This is a genomic window from Mesoplasma seiffertii ATCC 49495 (assembly GCF_000518725.1).
GTDB classification, from domain to species: domain Bacteria; phylum Bacillota_I; class Bacilli_A; order Mycoplasmatales; family Mycoplasmataceae; genus Tullyiplasma; species Tullyiplasma seiffertii.
The window spans coordinates 1-18,088 of record NZ_JAED01000012.1; the positions used below are offsets into that span (position 1 = coordinate 1).

Annotated in this window: 14 protein-coding genes; 11 read left to right on the plus strand and 3 right to left on the minus strand. The window is 29.9% G+C overall.

Going from position 1 to position 18,088, the window contains the following annotated elements:
• A partial coding sequence (locus tag L872_RS05105; protein ID WP_036268822.1) for a hypothetical protein occupies nucleotides 1–1,198 on the plus strand: 1,198 nt, incomplete at its 5' end.
• Between the two features lie 241 nt (nucleotides 1,199–1,439).
• Nucleotides 1,440–5,825, plus strand: a complete 4,386-nt coding sequence (locus L872_RS0101235; protein WP_027063073.1) for a lipoprotein — start codon at nucleotides 1,440–1,442, stop codon at nucleotides 5,823–5,825.
• 174 nt (nucleotides 5,826–5,999) lie between these two features.
• Here the strand turns inward: L872_RS0101235 and L872_RS0101240 are convergent, their stop codons facing one another.
• From L872_RS0101240 to def, 3 genes are all read right to left on the minus strand, one after another.
• The gene (locus L872_RS0101240; protein ID WP_027063074.1) at nucleotides 6,000–8,168 is read right to left on the minus strand and encodes a lipoprotein; all 2,169 of its coding nucleotides are present in this window, start codon (nucleotides 8,166–8,168) and stop codon (nucleotides 6,000–6,002) included.
• Between the two features lie 34 nt (nucleotides 8,169–8,202).
• Nucleotides 8,203–8,904: a hypothetical protein gene (locus L872_RS0101245; protein ID WP_027063075.1), complete on the minus strand. Its 702-nt coding sequence runs from the start codon at nucleotides 8,902–8,904 to the stop codon at nucleotides 8,203–8,205.
• Between the two features lie 148 nt (nucleotides 8,905–9,052).
• Complete coding sequence (gene def, locus L872_RS0101250; RefSeq protein WP_084340172.1) at nucleotides 9,053–9,664, minus strand: peptide deformylase; 612 nt, start codon at nucleotides 9,662–9,664, stop codon at nucleotides 9,053–9,055.
• Between the two features lie 112 nt (nucleotides 9,665–9,776).
• Here def and rsmD point away from each other — a divergent pair, with 112 nt between their 5' ends.
• From rsmD to L872_RS0101295, 9 genes are read left to right on the plus strand one after another with little or no spacing between them, the layout of a single operon-like run.
• The gene (gene rsmD / locus L872_RS0101255; RefSeq protein WP_027063077.1) at nucleotides 9,777–10,337 is read left to right on the plus strand and encodes a 16S rRNA (guanine(966)-N(2))-methyltransferase RsmD; all 561 of its coding nucleotides are present in this window, start codon (nucleotides 9,777–9,779) and stop codon (nucleotides 10,335–10,337) included.
• Nucleotides 10,338–10,339: 2 nt separating this feature from the next.
• On the plus strand, nucleotides 10,340–11,233 hold the full coding sequence (gene gmk, locus L872_RS0101260) for a guanylate kinase (RefSeq protein WP_027063078.1): 894 nt from the start codon (nucleotides 10,340–10,342) through the stop codon (nucleotides 11,231–11,233).
• Nucleotides 11,226–12,500, plus strand: coding sequence for a 16S rRNA (cytosine(967)-C(5))-methyltransferase RsmB (gene rsmB / locus L872_RS0101265; protein WP_156923088.1), 1,275 nt, complete (start codon nucleotides 11,226–11,228; stop codon nucleotides 12,498–12,500). The genes gmk and rsmB overlap by 8 nt, the downstream gene beginning before the upstream one ends.
• A 47-nt stretch (nucleotides 12,501–12,547) precedes the next feature.
• Nucleotides 12,548–13,903, plus strand: a complete 1,356-nt coding sequence (locus tag L872_RS0101270; protein ID WP_027063080.1) for a hypothetical protein — start codon at nucleotides 12,548–12,550, stop codon at nucleotides 13,901–13,903.
• Between the two features lie 39 nt (nucleotides 13,904–13,942).
• On the plus strand, nucleotides 13,943–14,716 hold the full coding sequence (locus L872_RS0101275) for a PP2C family protein-serine/threonine phosphatase (protein WP_027063081.1): 774 nt from the start codon (nucleotides 13,943–13,945) through the stop codon (nucleotides 14,714–14,716).
• Nucleotides 14,703–15,851 carry a serine/threonine-protein kinase gene (locus L872_RS0101280; protein WP_027063082.1) on the plus strand — a complete coding sequence of 383 codons (1,149 nt, stop codon included), beginning with the start codon at nucleotides 14,703–14,705 and terminating at the stop codon, nucleotides 15,849–15,851. Before L872_RS0101275 ends, L872_RS0101280 begins: the two co-directional genes overlap by 14 nt.
• Nucleotides 15,852–15,867: 16 nt before the next feature.
• On the plus strand, nucleotides 15,868–16,764 hold the full coding sequence (gene rsgA / locus L872_RS0101285) for a ribosome small subunit-dependent GTPase A (protein WP_027063083.1): 897 nt from the start codon (nucleotides 15,868–15,870) through the stop codon (nucleotides 16,762–16,764).
• Between the two features lies 1 nt (nucleotide 16,765).
• Nucleotides 16,766–17,440 (plus strand): ribulose-phosphate 3-epimerase, encoded by a 675-nt coding sequence (gene rpe, locus L872_RS0101290; protein ID WP_027063084.1) that lies wholly within the window; start codon nucleotides 16,766–16,768, stop codon nucleotides 17,438–17,440.
• Nucleotides 17,433–18,053 (plus strand): thiamine diphosphokinase, encoded by a 621-nt coding sequence (locus L872_RS0101295; RefSeq protein ID WP_027063085.1) that lies wholly within the window; start codon nucleotides 17,433–17,435, stop codon nucleotides 18,051–18,053. The genes rpe and L872_RS0101295 overlap by 8 nt, the downstream gene beginning before the upstream one ends.
• Nucleotides 18,054–18,088 lie beyond the last annotated feature (35 nt).

Below are 18,088 nucleotides of genomic sequence, written 5' to 3' on the forward strand. Positions count from 1 at the left end.
AGGTTATGTCCAAGTTCCAAGTCAAGACTACACTTTTGTGGCAATCCAAGAAGTGGATACTTCAGCATTTAGAACAAAAGTTAACGAAATTGTTAATGGCCAATTTAAAACTGTTGGTGAAGCAATTACCAAGATTAAGGCGTTGAGCTTACCAACCGGAGTGGCATCAATTACTGTCTCTAATGCTGGATCAAAAATAACTATTAAATTTACAATGAAACCAGGTTATGTCCAAGTTCCAAGTCAAGACTACACTTTTGTGGCAATCCAAGATGTTGACTTGGTAAGTTTTAAAGCAGCAGTAAAAGAAGAAGCAGAGTATAAATATGAAACAATTGACGAAGCCATAAATGGTATTAAAAAATTATCAAAACCCGTTGGTGTTAGATCATTTAATGTTGAAAGATTACCTGGTAGTGATTTTATTAGAATTACGTTTGTTAGTGAAAAAGGTTATGCCAAACCTGCAGACTTTGTCTTAGAATTTAGCAAGATTCGTGATGCTAATATATCAGAATTTATTGACAAAATTAACGAAATGAGAATGCATTCATTTGTAAAAATTGAAAAATTTGTTGAGGCCGTTAAGGAAATGGAACTTCCAGAGGGAGTTGCTAAAATTGACGTAACAAGTGTTTCTGATCGCATTATAATTAAATTTACAATGGAAAAAGGCTATGCTCATATTGGAGATAAAAGTTTCGTATTTGTTCCAGGAAAACAATATGATATAAGTGAAATAAATAGATATCTTGATCAAATTAGAAATATTATTATGGATAATGAATTTACCGATGATGAGAGTAGTTTAGCTGACAAAATCAAAGATTTAGATCTGCCAGACTCAGTTGCTACCGTTAAAATTTTTGAAAGTAAAAATGATTATATAACAGTGACTTTAATTTTTAAATCAGGTTTTGTAGGAAAAACGATGGGTCACGCCTTCAAAACTCGAAAGACAGTTAATTGAAGTGATTTTATAAGAAAAGCTAAAGACTTAGCCAATGAAAAAACTTATGATATTCATGAGTACTTTGATAAAATCAACAAAATTCCGCTTCCAAAAGGAGCAATAGCAAAATTTGAAAAAAAATACATCGAAGGCCGTATAATTTTCTATGCAAGATACATTGACGGTTATAGAGGACCTTGATTTCTATTTGACATTCGTCCTAAATACAAGCTTAGTGATAATTAAAGTGTTGGAAACGACTAAGAAATTTGAAATATTAGATATTAATAACAAATTAAAAAGCTAGTTTAAAATGTTCGGAGAAAATAAATTTCTAAGACTGTTTGATTCGGTTCATAAACCACTTGGTGGTTTATGAACTTTTTTTTTTTTTTTTTTCTTGCCATTTGAAAAAAGAGTTATTTTTTATATATAAATTATATTCAAATAATAAATTTGAATGTGGGAAAGAAAGAGGATTTTTTATATGAAAAAACTATTAGCGATTTTAGGAGCGCTAAGTCTAGCAACAACTACAGGAATTAGCGTTGTTGCTTGCGGGAACACTAAGCCCAAACAAATTAATCTTGAAAATTATTTAGCAGCTGCCAGACAAGAAGCTCAAGAAAAACACTTAACAATTGATGAAGCAATTAAACAAATTCAAGCAATTTCTGAGCTTCCACAAGGAGTTGTGAAAGTTGTGGTATCTAAAGCAAGTGATAGTGAAATTAAACTCCAATTTGAAGTATCAAAAGGTTACGCTGCAATAGAGGATATAGTCTTGGTATTTACACCGATTAAAAAAGTAAGCATTGCTGACTTTAAGACTAAGGTTAAAAATTTAGTAGAGTATAAATTTAAATCAATTGAAGATGTCAAGCGAGAAATTGTTAAGTTAGCAGCACCAGCGGGAGTTGTGGGCTTTGAAATTATCGTTAATAATCCCAAAATTACAATTTCTTTCAAAGTTAAACCGGGATACATGGAGATACCTAATTTAGTATTCACTTTTTTACCAGTTAAAGATGCTAATCCTTCCGACTTTATTAATGAAGTTAATAAAATTGTCAATCGTCAGTTTAAAGCTGTTAAAGAAGCAATTACTAAAATCAATACTTTAGATCTACCTACAGGAGTTAAGACAATTGCAGTAACAAACGTTGACGTGATCATAACAATAGAATTTACAATGGAACGAGAATATCTACAACTTCCAAACGAAACTTTTGAATTTTTACCAATTCAAGAAGCAAATCTTGAAAAGTTTACTCAAGAAGTTGATCAAATTGTAAATCGTCAATATGAAACAGTTGCTGAAGCAATCACAAAGATTAGAGAAGCTAAATTACCAACAGGGGTTAAAGGAATTACTGTGACAAACATAGAGTCAACAATTACTGTTGCTTTTGAAATGGAATTTGGTTATGTTCAACTTTCTAATCAAACTTACCAATTTTTACCAATTCAGGAAGTAGATACAAGAGAATTTGCAAACAATGCTACAAAAATTGTGAATCGCCAATATAGTACTGTTGCTGAAGCAATCACTAAAATTGAAGAACTGTCATTACCAGTTGGAGTTAAAGCAATTGCTGTGACAAATTCAAATTGAACAATTACAGTTGCCTTTACAGTAAAAACAGGTTATAGCAAAGTTAATGATCAGACTTATGAGTTTTTACCAATTCAAAAAATAGATACTACAGAATTTGCTCAAAAAGTTGATCAAATTGTAAATCGTCAATATAAAACTGTTGCGGAAGGTGTCATTAAAATTAAAGAATTATCATTACCAGTTGGAGTTAAAACAATTACAGTCACAAATTTTGAGTTAACAATTACAGTCGCTTTTGAAGTTGAATTTGGTTACGTTCAAATTGCCAACCAAACTTATAAATTTTTACCAATTCGTGAAATAGACATGACCACATTTGTACAAGAGACTAACAAAATTGTTAATCGCCAGTATAAGACAGTTGAGCAAGCGGTTGCTAAAATTAACGAGTTAGAGTTACCAATTGGAGTTGAAGCAATTAAGATTTCAAATTCAACTTCAATGATAACAATCATTTTCACAAGTAAACCCGGTTATGTCGAAGTGTCTGATCAGACTTACGAATTTTTACCAATTCGCGAAGCTGATATCTCAGCGTTTACCGAAGAAATTAAGCAAATGGTAAATCGTCAGCTTAAAGATGTTGATGAAGCTCTTGATAAAATTAGAGCACTGGAATTACCAACAGGGGTTAAGGAAATTGATGTAATATGTTCTGAACCAGATGAAACAGGAGAATCACTAATTATAGTTTCCTTTGAAATGGAATTTGGTTACGTTCAAATTCCAGAACAAAACTATGACTTTTATCCTATTCAAGAAATAGACACAGCAGAGTTTGCAAACAATGCCTCAAAAATTGTTAATCGCCAGTATAAGACTGTTGAGCAAGCGATTGCTAAAATTAAAGAAATCTCGTTGCCAATTGGAATCGAAACAATTGCCGTGACAAACTCAGAATTAACAATTACCGTGGCCTTTACAAGCAAACCAGGGTATGTTCAAGTTCCAAATCAAACTTATGAGTTTTTACCAATTCAAGAAGCAAATCTTGAAAAATTCACTCAAGAAGTTGACCAATTAGTAAATCGTCAGTATAAGACTGTTGATGAAGCGGTCACAAAGATTAGAGAAGTGAAATTACCAACAGGGGTCAAAGGAACTACTGTGACAAACATAGAGTCAACAATTACTGTTGCCTTTGAAATGGAATTTGGTTATGTTCAGCTTTCTAATCAAACTTATCAATTTTTACCAATTCGAGGTGTTGATATTTCACTATTCGATGCTAAAGCCAAAAGTATCGTAAATCGTCAGTATAAAACTATTGGAGAAGCAGTACTTAAGATTCAGGGATTAGATTTACCAACTGGGGTCAAAACAATTGATGTCACAGGTTCAGGGACAACAATCACTGTGGTATTCACAGTTGAATCAGGATATATTTTACATTCTGATCAAACTTATGAGTTCTTAGCAATTCAAGATGTAGATATTACAACATTTACCGAGGAAGCTAATAAAATTGTCAATCGTCAATATAAAACCATTGAAGAAGCTATTGCTAAGATTAAAGAATTATCATTACCAACCGGAGTAAAATCTATTAATGCGACAAATTCACAATCAACAATTATTGTTGCTTTTGAAATGGAATTTGGTTATGTGCAACTTTCTAATCAATCTTATCAATTTTTACGAATTCAAGATGTTGATACTTCACAATTTCAAGTTGAAGCAAGTAAAATAACAAATCGTCAGTACAAAACTATTGGCGAAGCAATTACTAAGATTAAACAATTATTATTACCAACCGGAGTAAATTCTATCGTGGTGACTAGTTCAAATTCAACAATTACAGTTGCCTTTACAGTAAAAACAGGTTACAGCAAAGTTCAAAATCAAACGTATGAGTTTTTCCCAATTCAAGAAGTTGATACAACAGCATTTTCAGCTCAAGCAGCTTATATTGCCAATGAACATCAATATAAAACAATTGGTGAAGCAGTTGCTAAGATTAAAGAACTACCCTTACCAACAGGAGTGAAGTCAATTGTAGTTACTAATTCCGACAAAACAATTTATATAGCATTTACAGTTGAACCAGGGTACGTTGCAGTTCCTGGACAAGCTTACAATTTTTATCCAATTCGTGATGTTGATACAACAGCATTTTCAGCTCAAGCAGCTTATATTGCCAATGAACATCAATATAAAACAATTGGTGAAGCAGTTGCTAAGATTAAAGAACTAGCCTTACCAACAGGAGTGAAGTCAATTGTAGTTACTAATTCCGACAAAACAATTTATATAGCATTTACAGTTGAACCAGGATATGTTGCAGTTCCTGGGCAAGCTTACAATTTTTATCCAATTCGTGATGTTGATACAACTACTTTTGTCAATGAAGTTAACAAAATTGTTAATCGTCAAGTTATAACTATTGAAGCAGCAATTACTAAAATTAAAGCAATTAAACTACCAGTAGGTGTTAAAACAATTACGGCAACAAGTTCTGGAACAACAATTACCATTGTGTTTGTAATGAAACAAGGTTATGTTCAAGTTGAACCTCAAACTTATCAATTTGTTCCAATAAAAAGTCATGATGTTGAAGAGATCAACAACTATGTTGAAGAAGTTCAGAATATATTACTAAATAGTTCAAATAGTGAGTTTACTGATGATGATTCATTTGCTGAACTTATTAGTGAAATTAAATTGGTTCAATTACCAAAATCAATCAAAGACTTTGAATATAAACAAATTAAAGATGAATTTTTACTTACATTGGTTGTTAAAGAAGACTATGAAGATACTTTAGGAACTTGAAGATTGAAAATGCGAAAAACTGTTGATTGAAGCAGCTTCAAAGCCAAAGCTCTTAAACTTGCCGATTATCAATGCTATGACATCGACGAGTACTATGAAAAAATTTTCGAAATACAATTGCCAGTTGGAGTAAAACCAAGTTTTACGAAGTATAGCTACTATGTAAGATTTTATTCTAACTATAAAGACGGATATCGAGGAGATTGAAGTAACTTTGATATTGAACCAAAATTTAAAGAACCTAGTAAAAATGTTAATACGACTGAAATTAAACAATTTCAAGACATGGTAGCAACGATGGCAAGTTCAAGAAGCTTTAGTTCCTATGATGAGCTATTTGCAGAAATTAAGAAAGTTCCATTGATTGCTGGAATTAAGGAATATCAATGTAAAGAGGAAAAAGGCTATCTAGTATTGAAATACATTATGCAACGCGACTATCGCTCAATTTCTGATTTTATTACAAAAATTAATTTGAAATAAAAATTAGATAATATTTAATTTTAAAATAAAAGTCTTGAAAATGTTTAATTACTAAATAATGAAATCCAAATTAAAAATGGAAGGCGTCTTATGAGAATAATCTCTATAAGTATTGCACTTCCATTTTTATTATTAATGATATATTTCGTTAGACTGTTTGAAACTAAGTTTAATTTATCTTACGCGAGTATTAATTTTTCAAACATCAGTACCATTAATACTAATGACTACGTCCTGGTTTCCTCCTATTGGAAAAAAACTATTGCTTTTAGCTCCATAAATATCTAGCTTATAGTTAGCATCATCAATTTTTGTTAAAGTAGGAACAACAATGCCATCATTATCGCTAACTCTAACAGATACTTTATCATTAGGATCACTTAATTCTAGTTTAAGTTCCATAGTTGCTGTTGAGTAAGTTTTAATTGCTAATTGAGAGCTATTGCTAATTGAAGAAGAAAGAATAGGTAAAGTATATATTTGAGTTCCAAAACTTTTAGCAACTGCATCATTAACTAAAATATTCATTTGTTGTTGCCCATTATTAGCAATATTGTTACCTTTTAAAGCTTTAATCTTTAGGGTATAAATATTTAAGCTTGCATCTTTAGCAACAATTTCTCCTGCTGTTTGGCCATCATTATCAGAAGGTGCTGCAGCGATTTTATCGGTTGCAGGATCAAAGTAATTTAGTTTGAAATCAATTTCTTGTTCTCAACCAATACGCATTTTAAGTAACTTTGGTAATGAAGGAGTTAAGATTTCTACTTCAGGTTGTCCTTGAATTGTAACGTTAAAACTAATCATAGTTTCTGGAGCATTAGCGACTTGTAAAGTTATTTGAGAAGTGACAGCGCCGCTAACATTTGTTAATGCCGTAATTGTTAAATTTTGGTTTTCAACTTTAACAGCTAAAAGGTCAGGTTTGGCAGCCGTTGCAATTAAAGTTTTATTATCTAATTTAGAGCCTGTAATGGCAATTGTTTTAGTGATTGATTGATCACGATAACTTAGTTGTTGGTTTTCAATTTTATTAATTTTTGGAAAGGCAACTTTAAAGTTTCATTGAACTTCAGTAGCATCAACAACAAATTTATCATCACAAACTAGTTTTAAAGTAATTGTTGATGCTTCTTTATTAACTTCGTTAACTTTAACACTAAAAATCCCATTAATACTTTCTAGTAATTCTTTAGCTTTACTTTCAGCGTCAAAGTAATTTGCAAACTCCTGAGTTTCAAATGCTTGTTGCTTGTCGTTAACTAATGTAGTGATATTAGTTTTTACTTTAAACTGATTTTGATATGTTTCAGCACCAGTATAGTCATTACTGTCATATTTAGGAGTAATGGTATAGTTGTAAATATCGGTTGTATTTTCTAATGGGGTTGCCGAAATGCGAACTTCACTAATTCCACCAATTGTTTTCAATTTTTGCTCAATTGCTGCTTCTGCTGCTAATCTAGTATCAAAGTAAGTAGTTGCAAAACTATCTAATAAATCTTTAATTTGATTAGTCAAATCAGTTTTCATTAAAAATGATTGCTTATAGTAATTTAGTCCTCCAAAACCATCTTTGTAAGTCACTTCAATTTTATAAGTAGTTGAAGATGTTTTCGAATTTGTTGAATCTAAAATCAATTTAACACTTGATACTCCATTAATTTCTTTTAATGATTTATTTAGAGCTTCTTGTAATTGTTTTTCTGAATCAAATTTTGTCGCTTCAAAGCTTTCAATAACCTCTGTGATTTGGTTAGTCAGATTGACTTTTTGAAGAGCTGTTCCAGATAGCGACTTAGGACCAATAATATTTGTTTCATAATTGAATGCAACTGTAAATTTCATATTGGTTGAGTCAATTCATGTGAAATTAACACTTTTAATACCATAAAGTGATTCAAGACCTTGGCTAATTTTAGTTTTAGCGTCATCAATACTTAAGTACTTTATTGATGTAAGTTCTTGATATTTATTTTGAACAGTTTGAGTAATGTCTAATTGAAACATAGCTGAAAAACTTTTATCGTATTCATTTTCTCAACTATAGTTGGGTTTTAATAGGGGAGTAATATAAATTGATCTTGGTAAGATATCAGACATCGCAGAAGATTGTAAAGCATTAATTCCTTCAGCTTTTCATTGTTTGTCTGACAAAGCCTTAATTGCTTGCTCACGAGAATTAAAAGTTTGACTGCTTAAAAATTCTTCAACTTCAGTCTTAATTCCTGCTTGAGTGATTTTTTTAGTTTTCATTTTGCTTGAAGGACCACAACTGACAACTGCGGTTGTAGTAGTGGCGGTCAAAGTAATAGCACTTAATGCTGTTAATAGTTTTTTCATATGGTAATCATAACCTCCTTATTTTTTTAAATAATTAGGCGATTAATGATCAAGGTGAAACCGTTTTTTTTGTTAAAATTTGTCAATTTGTAAGACGAATTTTAAACACTAGTTCAACAGTATTTTTTAAATGGATTAGTAAGATTATAACTTTGATAATAAATGTTGTAATAACAGCTTGTTCAGCGGCAAGTTTGTCCTTATCTTTAGTTTTGGGACGATAGCATCGTAGTCATTGTAAAATTGTTATTTGAGAATCTTCATCTTCAAAATACTCGCCATTTTGAAAGTAAATTACCAACATGTAGCCAAAAATAATCGTACTGATTAGCACAATTATTATTAATACTAAGATAATTACTTGAGTATAAAAAGAAAATTTAAAATTAGTTGATAAATCTTCAAAAAGTAAATATAAACCTTTTGTTAAAAGAATCGGAAATAAAGCGACAACACTTTTAACAAAATCAAAAAGGGTCTGACTTTTAGTAATTGTTTTAACACTAACTTTGTGGTTAAGAACTAAATCAGCATGATAAATAAATTTTACAAAATTTCCAATTGTAACTGCTAATAATGTTCCAACAACAAAGAAATTAATTACGTTAATTGCTCGGTTAATTGAATGATCAGCAATTGTTAATTTGTTTAAATATAGCAAGAGCATTTGAACAAGTAAGTAAACGCTTGCAGATGAAACAAGTCACAGTGATTTTTTAGTAAAAATTTGCTTCATAGGATTCTCCTTTCAGATTTACAAATTTGGTGCCAGATTTTTATTATTAGTATTTTATTATAAAAAATAAAAAATAACACCTAAAAGTGTTAATTTTTAAATCTTTATTATGGTTTTGAAACCTCAAAAATTCTTTGTTACTACAAAATTAAATTAAAATTCATTTTTCTTCGGCATATTGTGGATCTGTGGGATTAATTAGATCGTAATATAAATGACCCTGATTATGGTCAATTTCATGTTGAAAAACAATTGCACGATACCCACGAAGGGTTAATTCAACAAGTTCATTTGTAAAGTAGTCATAAGCTTCGACAACAATTTTAAAACTTCGTGGAACAATACCTTCATGGTCAACATCGACACTTAAGCATCCTTCGCCATCTTCTAAAGCTGTAATTTGTTCACTTTTAGCAATAATTTTTGGGTTAATCATAGCATATTCTTCGCCAACCCCATTTTTTTCAAACTCAAATCTGACAAAAAACATATTGTAGTTATAACCAATTTGGGGAGCAGCTAATCCAACAGCTGGACGTAAATAATCCTGGTTTTCTTCGTTATTTAAAATTGGGTCTTGTGAGTAGCGGACAAAATCAATTAAACGTTGCATACAAATTTTTTGTTCGCTAGTTAGATTTTTAGGATCTGCTACATCAGGGCTCACTGAGCGAATAACTTTAAGGTTATCATCTTTAACCAACCATTTGTTAGTTGGAATTTCTGGTTGTAATAAATCTTTATTAATGTCTAATTTCATAATATTCTCCCGTTTTCTATTAAAAGTATAGCAAATATCAAGTTTATTAAAAATAAAAAATTTTATCAATAAGGTAAATTTGATATAATTACTATTATTTAGAGGAGGTTTTATGATCGTCATTAGCGGAAAATATCGGGCTCGAAAACTAGTTACTTTAGACAGTACTAATACTCGCCCAACAACAGCTCGAATGAAAGAAGATATGTTTAATATTTTAAGCAATTACTTTGTTTATGATGATAAAAAATCTTTAGATCTTTTTGCAGGTTCAGGAGCACTATCACTTGAGGGATTATCACGAGGTCTTAAGTTTGCAGTTATAAATGACCATTACAAACCTGCTGTGGAAGTTATCAAAGAAAACTTTCAGAAAGTTAGTCAACAAGAATATGTAATTTATCAAAAAGACTATTTGGATCTTATTGAATTATTGACATTAAAGGGTGATAGTTTTGATTTAATTTATTTAGATCCACCGTTTAATAAGTTAGAATATTATTACACAGTTTTTGAAAAAATTCAGCAAAATAACTTGTTGAATAACTGGGGGATTATTATTGTTGAATCTCCAGAAAAACTTGATTTAACTGTAATCAAAGATTTGACATTATTGAAAACCAAAGAGTATAAAAATAAATATCTATATTTTTTTAGATTAGAAAGAGAGTAAAAATGGCGCAAAGAAAAGGAAGAATGGTTATTATTTCTGGACCAAGTGGAGTTGGAAAGGGAAGTGTTAATAACGTATTACGTGATGACGAACATTTAAATTTAGAATATTCAGTTTCAATGACTACAAGAAAACCTCGTAATGGAGAACAAGACGGAGTACACTATTTTTTTGTAACTCCCGAAGAATTTGCCGAAGCAATTGTTAATAATGAGTTAATTGAATTTGCTAACTTTGTCGGAAATTACTATGGAACTCCGCGCAAGTATGTTGAAGAACAAATGGCCAAGGGAAAAAATGTCATTTTAGAAATTGAAGTTGATGGAGCAACTCAAGTGCTTCGTAACGAAAAAAATGTTTTGTCAATTTTCTTAATGCCACCAACATTAATGGAATTAAAAAACCGTATTAGTGGTCGTCAATCAGAGTCAGAAGAAATTATTAAGCAACGTTTAGATAAGGCAATGCTAGAAATTCCGTTAAAACATAATTACCAATATATTGTAGAAAACGATTCTGTTGAAAATGCCGTTGCTAAAATTACTGATATTTTGGAAATTGAAGGTGCAGCAGAACCGCTAAAACCGACTGTCTATTCTCAATTAAAAGAAATTGTCACAGAAATTGTTAAAGAAACTTACCAATTTTTTGTAGAAAATTGAGAAACTAATGTACGTTTATTGGATACCAATAAAGTTAGTGAAGAAGAACAAGAAAAATTTGATGCTGAAAAAAACTTAATTGAAATTTTAACTGATAATCTTTACCGAAAAGTATTAGCTCATGGGGACTTTAAAAAATTACTAGATAAGGAATTTGTCGTACTAGGAATTCAAAAATTAATGTTCAAAATTAATTTCTTTAGTATTGAACAAAAATCAGACTGTGATGATTAATTCACGTTTAGAAAGCTGAGAGATTCTTAAAAAAGTTTTTACTAATAAGGCTTTTTCGAATGTGTTATTAAATGAAGTCTCAAACAAAAATATTGATGAAAAGTTTAAAAATTTAATTTTTGCAATTGTGCATGGAACAATTACTTATAAAATTTATTTAGATTACTTAACATCAAAATTAATTGATAATCGTAAAACACCGATTGAAATTCAAGTATTACTATGAATGAGCATTTATCAAATTAAATTTTTAGAAGCAATTCCAGCATATGCGATTGTTAATGAAGCAGTGCAACTTGCCCGCCAAGTAAATCCTAAATTTACAGGTCTAGTAAATGCTTGTTTACAAAAAGTTCTTCGTGATAAGGTTAGTTTTTTTGAAGTAAAAATAAATCATCCTGATCGCAAACTTTGTGTAGAAAATGGTTATCCATGATTTTTATTTGAAAAAATTAGTCATAGTTATGGTGTTGATGTTGCAAGAAAACTTTGCTTGGATTCTACCCAACGTCCGTTAATTAGCGTTCGGGTTAATACCTTATTAACAACAGTTGAAGACCTCTTAACTAATTATCAAAAAGAATTTGGATTGCAAAAAAGTGATATAAAAGATTGTTTAATTGCCGATCGGGCAATCGTAAAAAGTGAATTATATACTTCAGGAAAAATTACAATTCAAGATGCGGCTTCAATTTTGGTAGCAGAAAGATTGCAACCAATGCCAAATTCAAGCGTTTTAGATATGTGTTCAGCTCCAGGGGGTAAGTTAACTCATTTAGCTGCAATTATGCGAAATACTGGGAAATTAGTGGCTTATGAATTAAACGAAAATAAGCTGAAACTAATTCAACAAAACATTGACCGTCTAAATGTTCAAAATGTTGAACTTCATGCAGGTGATGCTCGGTTAATTAATCATCCTCAATCTTTTGATTATATTTTATTAGATGCCCCTTGTTCAGGGTTTGGGGTCTTGAAACGTAAACCAGAAATTAAATTTAACAATGTAGATCAGCAAGCTTTAGCAGAAATTGTTAATCTTCAAGCTGAGTTACTATCAACTGCTTATGACAATCTAAAGACTGGTGGAGAAATGGTTTATTCAACATGCACAATTAATAAAGATGAAAATAGTGCACAAATAAATAATTTTCTTAAAAAATATCCTGAAATGAAAATTGTGTCTGAAGAACAAATTTTTGGTTATGAAAATAATACAGATGGGTTTTATATTTGTAAACTAAAAAAAGTGGCTGAGAAAGATTAACTTTCGGGCAACTTTTTTTTTTTTTTCTAATCCTTTGTGGAGGAAATATGACAAAATTTTTATTATTTATTACTTGTTTGTTCAAACTATTGAGCTTTTCGCCTTTATCAGTATCATCAATTCAAAAAACTGATAGTTCTGAAATTGCCACTAAGAAAATTGACCAGCCAATTGTTAAAACATTTAGTGTTCCCAAGCGTTGACCCTTATGAAATACATACTTCAACTATTCTTTTACGATTAATTTGACTAAGTTTGACCAAGAATTAATTCAAGCAGGAGCGATTAGCAGAATTCAAGCCACATTTATTGATGAAATTGAAAATGACTATGATTTTTGATATAAACAGTATCGCTACATTAAATCGGTTAATGAAATTGATTTAAAAGTTGATGAACTTAATCGGCGAGAAACACAAAATCTTAAAGACCTTCCAATTGTTCATGTTCATCCTGGTGATATTGAAACATTTGTCCGCAATTTAAAATATTTCTTTGCAGTTGAGATCAATCAACAAAGACACTTACTAATATCAATATATAAACCAAAGGACTTAGTGGAGCACTCAACATTTGCTTTTAAAGCTCGTAAAATAACTTTAAAAGATGTTAAGATATCATTTCTAAAACCATATACTAGCTTAAAAGATAACCAGTTAGTAGTTAACCTAGCAACTAACTATTTTGATCGTTATGAAACTAATTTTAATGATTTAATTAACTCAAGAGTAGATGAGTTATTAAAAAACCAAACTCAAAATCTACAGGGGTTTAAAAAGTTTTATCAAACTCCGCAATTCAGTGTTGAAGACTTAAGGCATTTTTCAGCGCTAAATTTTGAAAATCCAGTTACTGTCACCAAACTCTTTTTAAAGACTTCATTAACCCAAAAAAATCCATATTTGAATGCTATGAACGTTCCAAAACTAGTAATTAATTATCAACCGATTTATGAGATTCCTAAAATGTTTAAAAATACTCGTTTAGTTACTCCAAAAAAGTTGTCAAAACTTACAAAAACAGATGTGATTGAGTTATTGGAAGACTATAAATTTATGTTTTTCAAATATCTGGACTTAGTTAAAATTTCCGATGCACATTGAAAAATTATTGTGCAAAAACCATATCTTAAAGTTATCAAAGGTCATCAAGAACTTCATTTAAAATCTACTTTTAAAGAAGAAATTGTGGTTCCTAAAGTAACACCAGATCCTATTGATGAAACTCCGCTAATTGATAAGATTGATGAAGATAAGTCAAATGATGAAGTTTCGAATCAAAAAGCAACTTTTTCTGATTGACAAATAGGGTTAGGATTAGCGGTAATTTCATTAGGCCTACTGTTTATTATCTTTTTATGAGCTTTTATTAAAAAACTTAAAAAATCAAAGAAAAAAGGTTAATAATGATAAAATTATTATAGAAAATTTAAAAAGGTGTCTATGAAGTATAAAGCATTTAAAATGACAGATAAGGGAAACTTTAGAAAAACTAATCAAGATTATTCTAGCTTTGTTAAAAACAAGGCTGGAGATTTTTTTGCGATCGTTTGTGATGGAATGGGTGGACATGCTCATGGGGAAATTGCATCTAAGCTTGCTGTTGATAAATTTGTAGAAATTTTTAATAATGCTTCATTTAAAAATCAAAATAAGGAATGAATTAACCGTTGAATGCGCTTAGCTGTTGAAGATATTTTGATATCTATGAAAATATACGCAGAGTTGAACCCACAAGCAAAAGATATGGGAACTACGCTAACAGCAATTTTGTTTACTGGAGACAAAGGTTATGTCATCAATATTGGTGATTCTCGTACTCATAAATTTCAGAATAATAAAATTTATAATATTACTAAAGATCAAAATTTATGAAATGCAACAACTGAAGAAGAGCGTCGTGAAATTGACTTACACAAACGTTATGGAGACCGCTTTAATGAAGTTACTTACTGAAAAGTTTTAACAAGTGCGTTGGGACCTACAAAATCTTTAAAAATTGATACATACATTATTAATGAGCCTGAAGGACTTTACTTTTTAACATCAGATGGAGTTCATGATTATATTGATGATGAAACGGCAATTGAAATATTAAATGCTGATATAAAACCTAAGAAAAAATGTGCTGAATTAATTGATTTAGCGAAATCAAATTTTTCAACAGATAACTTAACAATATTAATGTTGGAGGTTGAACAAAATGAACCAAAATAAGCAAGTCAATAATCCTGAAGTTAAGCCAGAAGTCAAGCAATCAAGAAAAGTCGATTTGCCAATTGGAACAATCGTGGGAGATCGTTATAAAATAGTCAGCTTACTTGGAAGTGGTGGTTTTGGTTCGGTTTATTTAGCAGAAAACTTAAAATATACTGATGAAGCTACAAAAATGATTGCTTTAAAAATATCTTTATTTTCTGGGGGAACAAGCGCTCAAAAGATAAGCTCAAAATTAGAGCGAGATACTTTTGCAAAATTATCTAAAGTTCAGAATGTAGTTTCGATTTTGGATTTTGATGAATGAGAAAGTTACTTTTACATTGTTTTAGAATTAATTGAAGGTGGTTTGGACCTTGGTAAAAAAATGGCAAAATTTCAAACTGAAATGAGTCTGCAAGAAATTTTATATTATTATGAAATGATTGCTATTGGATTAAAAGCGATTCATGCAGAAAAAGTAGTTCACAGGGATTTGAAACCTGAAAATGTTATGATTGCACAACATGAAATTGCCAAAATTAGTGACTTTGGAATTTCTACAATTTTAGATAGCCGTAATCAAAAAAATGGAGCAACCTTGTCACCAGGAACAGCAAGATATGCATCACCAGAACAAGGATTATTTACTCAAGAGAGCACAGAATTTACAACTGACATTTATTCATTAGGAGTGATGATGTATCAATCAGCGACGGGCACAGATCTATACAATAATTTTGAAGGTGCAAATTTTAAAAAACTAGATGATAAGCAAAAACTTTTTGCAAATAAACGTGTAACTTATTATCATGCTTTTAAAGATATTGATAAGCCAACAAGTTATAATCGTAAGATTCCTCAGGGGTTAGAAAATATTATTTTAAAATGTTTAGCTAAAGAACCTGAAGATCGTTATCAAAATATTGATGAGTTTTTAGAAGATTTAAGACGAGTTAAAGAAAATCATAATGTTAAAGAAATTGTAATACCTAAAAAATTTAAGTCGGAATTATTTGTGAAAAGTGCGATGCAATATCGTCCTTATCAAAACGAAATGTTTTTTAAAAGATTTCGATATCGTTATACAATTCCAACAATTATAGCGATGGTAATTTTAATTGTTGGATTTGCGTTTGTTATTTTAGCAGGATAAAAAGGAGGCGATACTAGTGAATGGAATAATTATTAGAATTGATAGTTCAACAAGCTATGTCTTACATGATGAAGTAGTATACACCGCTCATGCTAAGGGAAATTTAAAAAGAGAAGCAAAACCCTGTGTAGGTGATTTTGTTTTTTTTGAGGTAATCGATCAAGCAAACAAAATCGTTAATATTGTTAAAATAAATGATCGCAAAACTGAGCTTTATCGTCCAAAAATTGTTAACGTTGATCAAGTAGTTATTGTTACAGCCTTATTTGAACCACTGTTTGCTTCCTATATTTTAAATAAATACATTGCAATGCTAGAAACTAAACATATAGAACCAATTTTGGTTTTTACAAAAATGGATCTGTTAGTTCAATCAAACAAATATTTAGAAGTTATAGAAAAAATTAAGAGTTATCAATCGCAAAATTATAAAGTAATTATCATGAATAACTCTATGCCTGAACAAAGCTCATTAGATGAACTTAAAAATATTTTAGAAAATAAGATATCAGTTTTTACTGGACAAACAGGAGCAGGAAAATCCTCGACACTAAATAATTTTTTGGCACATGAAGAACAAATAAAAACGCAAGAGATTTCTAAAAATTTAAATCGGGGAAAGCATACAACTACAGCAGTTGAGTTATATAAGTTACCAGAAAATATTTTAATTGCTGATACTCCAGGTTTTTCTTCATTTGAATTACAAGATATTGAAGTTGAAGACTTATTATTTAATTTTAAATTTTTTGAAAAATATCGAAATCAATGTAAGTTCGCAAATTGTCAGCACAATAACGAAACTAAATGTGCAATTAAAGAAGCAGTTTTAAGCAAAATGATACCGCAATTTGTTTATGAAGATTATTTAAAAATGATTGAGGAAATTAAGAGTCGAAAGGTTAAGTACTAAGATGAAAAAATATACAATTTTACCAAGTGTTTTAAGTGCAAACTTTGTTAATTTAAAACAAGAACTAGAACTATGTGAGCAAGCGGGTATTGAATGAATTCATTATGATGTCATGGATTATGATTTTGTTCCTAATTTAACATTTGGAGCAAAAATTTTGAATGATATTAAAGCAAATTTTAGTATCAAAGTAGATATTCATTTTATGGTTAAAGTAAAAACATTAGTTTTTGAAGATTTTTTTAAAGACTATCTAAAAAGCAAACCAGAAATGATGACTATGCATATTGAATCAATGACAGAAACAGAGACAAAAAAATTTATAAAATTATGTCAAAATCATAACATTAAAGCTTCTTTAGCAATATCACCTAAGACAAATATTGAACAAATTAAAAATTATCTTCCGATTATTGATAATGTACTTGTTATGACAGTTGAACCTGGTTTTGGTGGACAATCATTTATTGAACAAGCGGCTTTGAAAATTCAAACTTTAGCCGAAATGCGTCAAGCCAATAATTATAAGTATTCAATTGAAGTTGACGGTGGAATTAATCAAGAAACATCAAAAATTGTTAAAAAATACGGAGTTGATTTGATTGTTGCTGGCAGTTATTTATTTGGTCAAGAAGATTTTGTTGATCGTGCAAAGGACTTAATTCATAATGACTAAAAATGTTTTAATTGTTACGGCAAAAACAAAAATTAACTATGATATGTTCAATAATCATGAAAATATTATTATTGGAGTTGAACGAGGTTGTTTAGATTTAATTGAACGCAATTATAAAATTGATTATGCAGTTGGAGATTTCGATAAAGTTTCAAAAGAAGAACTGGAGTTAATCAAATCAAAAGTTACTCAAATTGAAATTTTAAATACGGAAAAAGATTACTTTGATGGGGAAGTAGCAATCATGAAAGCTTTAGAATATAGTCCTCAGAAAATCATTTTTGTAGCAAATCCGACAAAACGTTATGATAAAAACTTTTCTATTTTTAGCTTAATATTTAAATATAATATTCACTTTATGAATGAAGATACAAATATTTTTTTAATTAAAAAAGGTGCTCATACTTTAAAATATGATGACTACCAAGAAAAGACTTATATAAGCTTTTTTTCACGAGTTCCAACCTTGATCACAATTGAAGGTTTAAAGTATGAGACAAAGCAATTATTGCTTAATCAATACGATATTACATGTGCTTCAAATGCATTTATACCTAATCAAGATGGACACATCACAGTTGATGAAGATGTTATCTGTATTATGACTAAGTAATTTTAATAATAATTTAAAAAAGTATAAAAAAACTT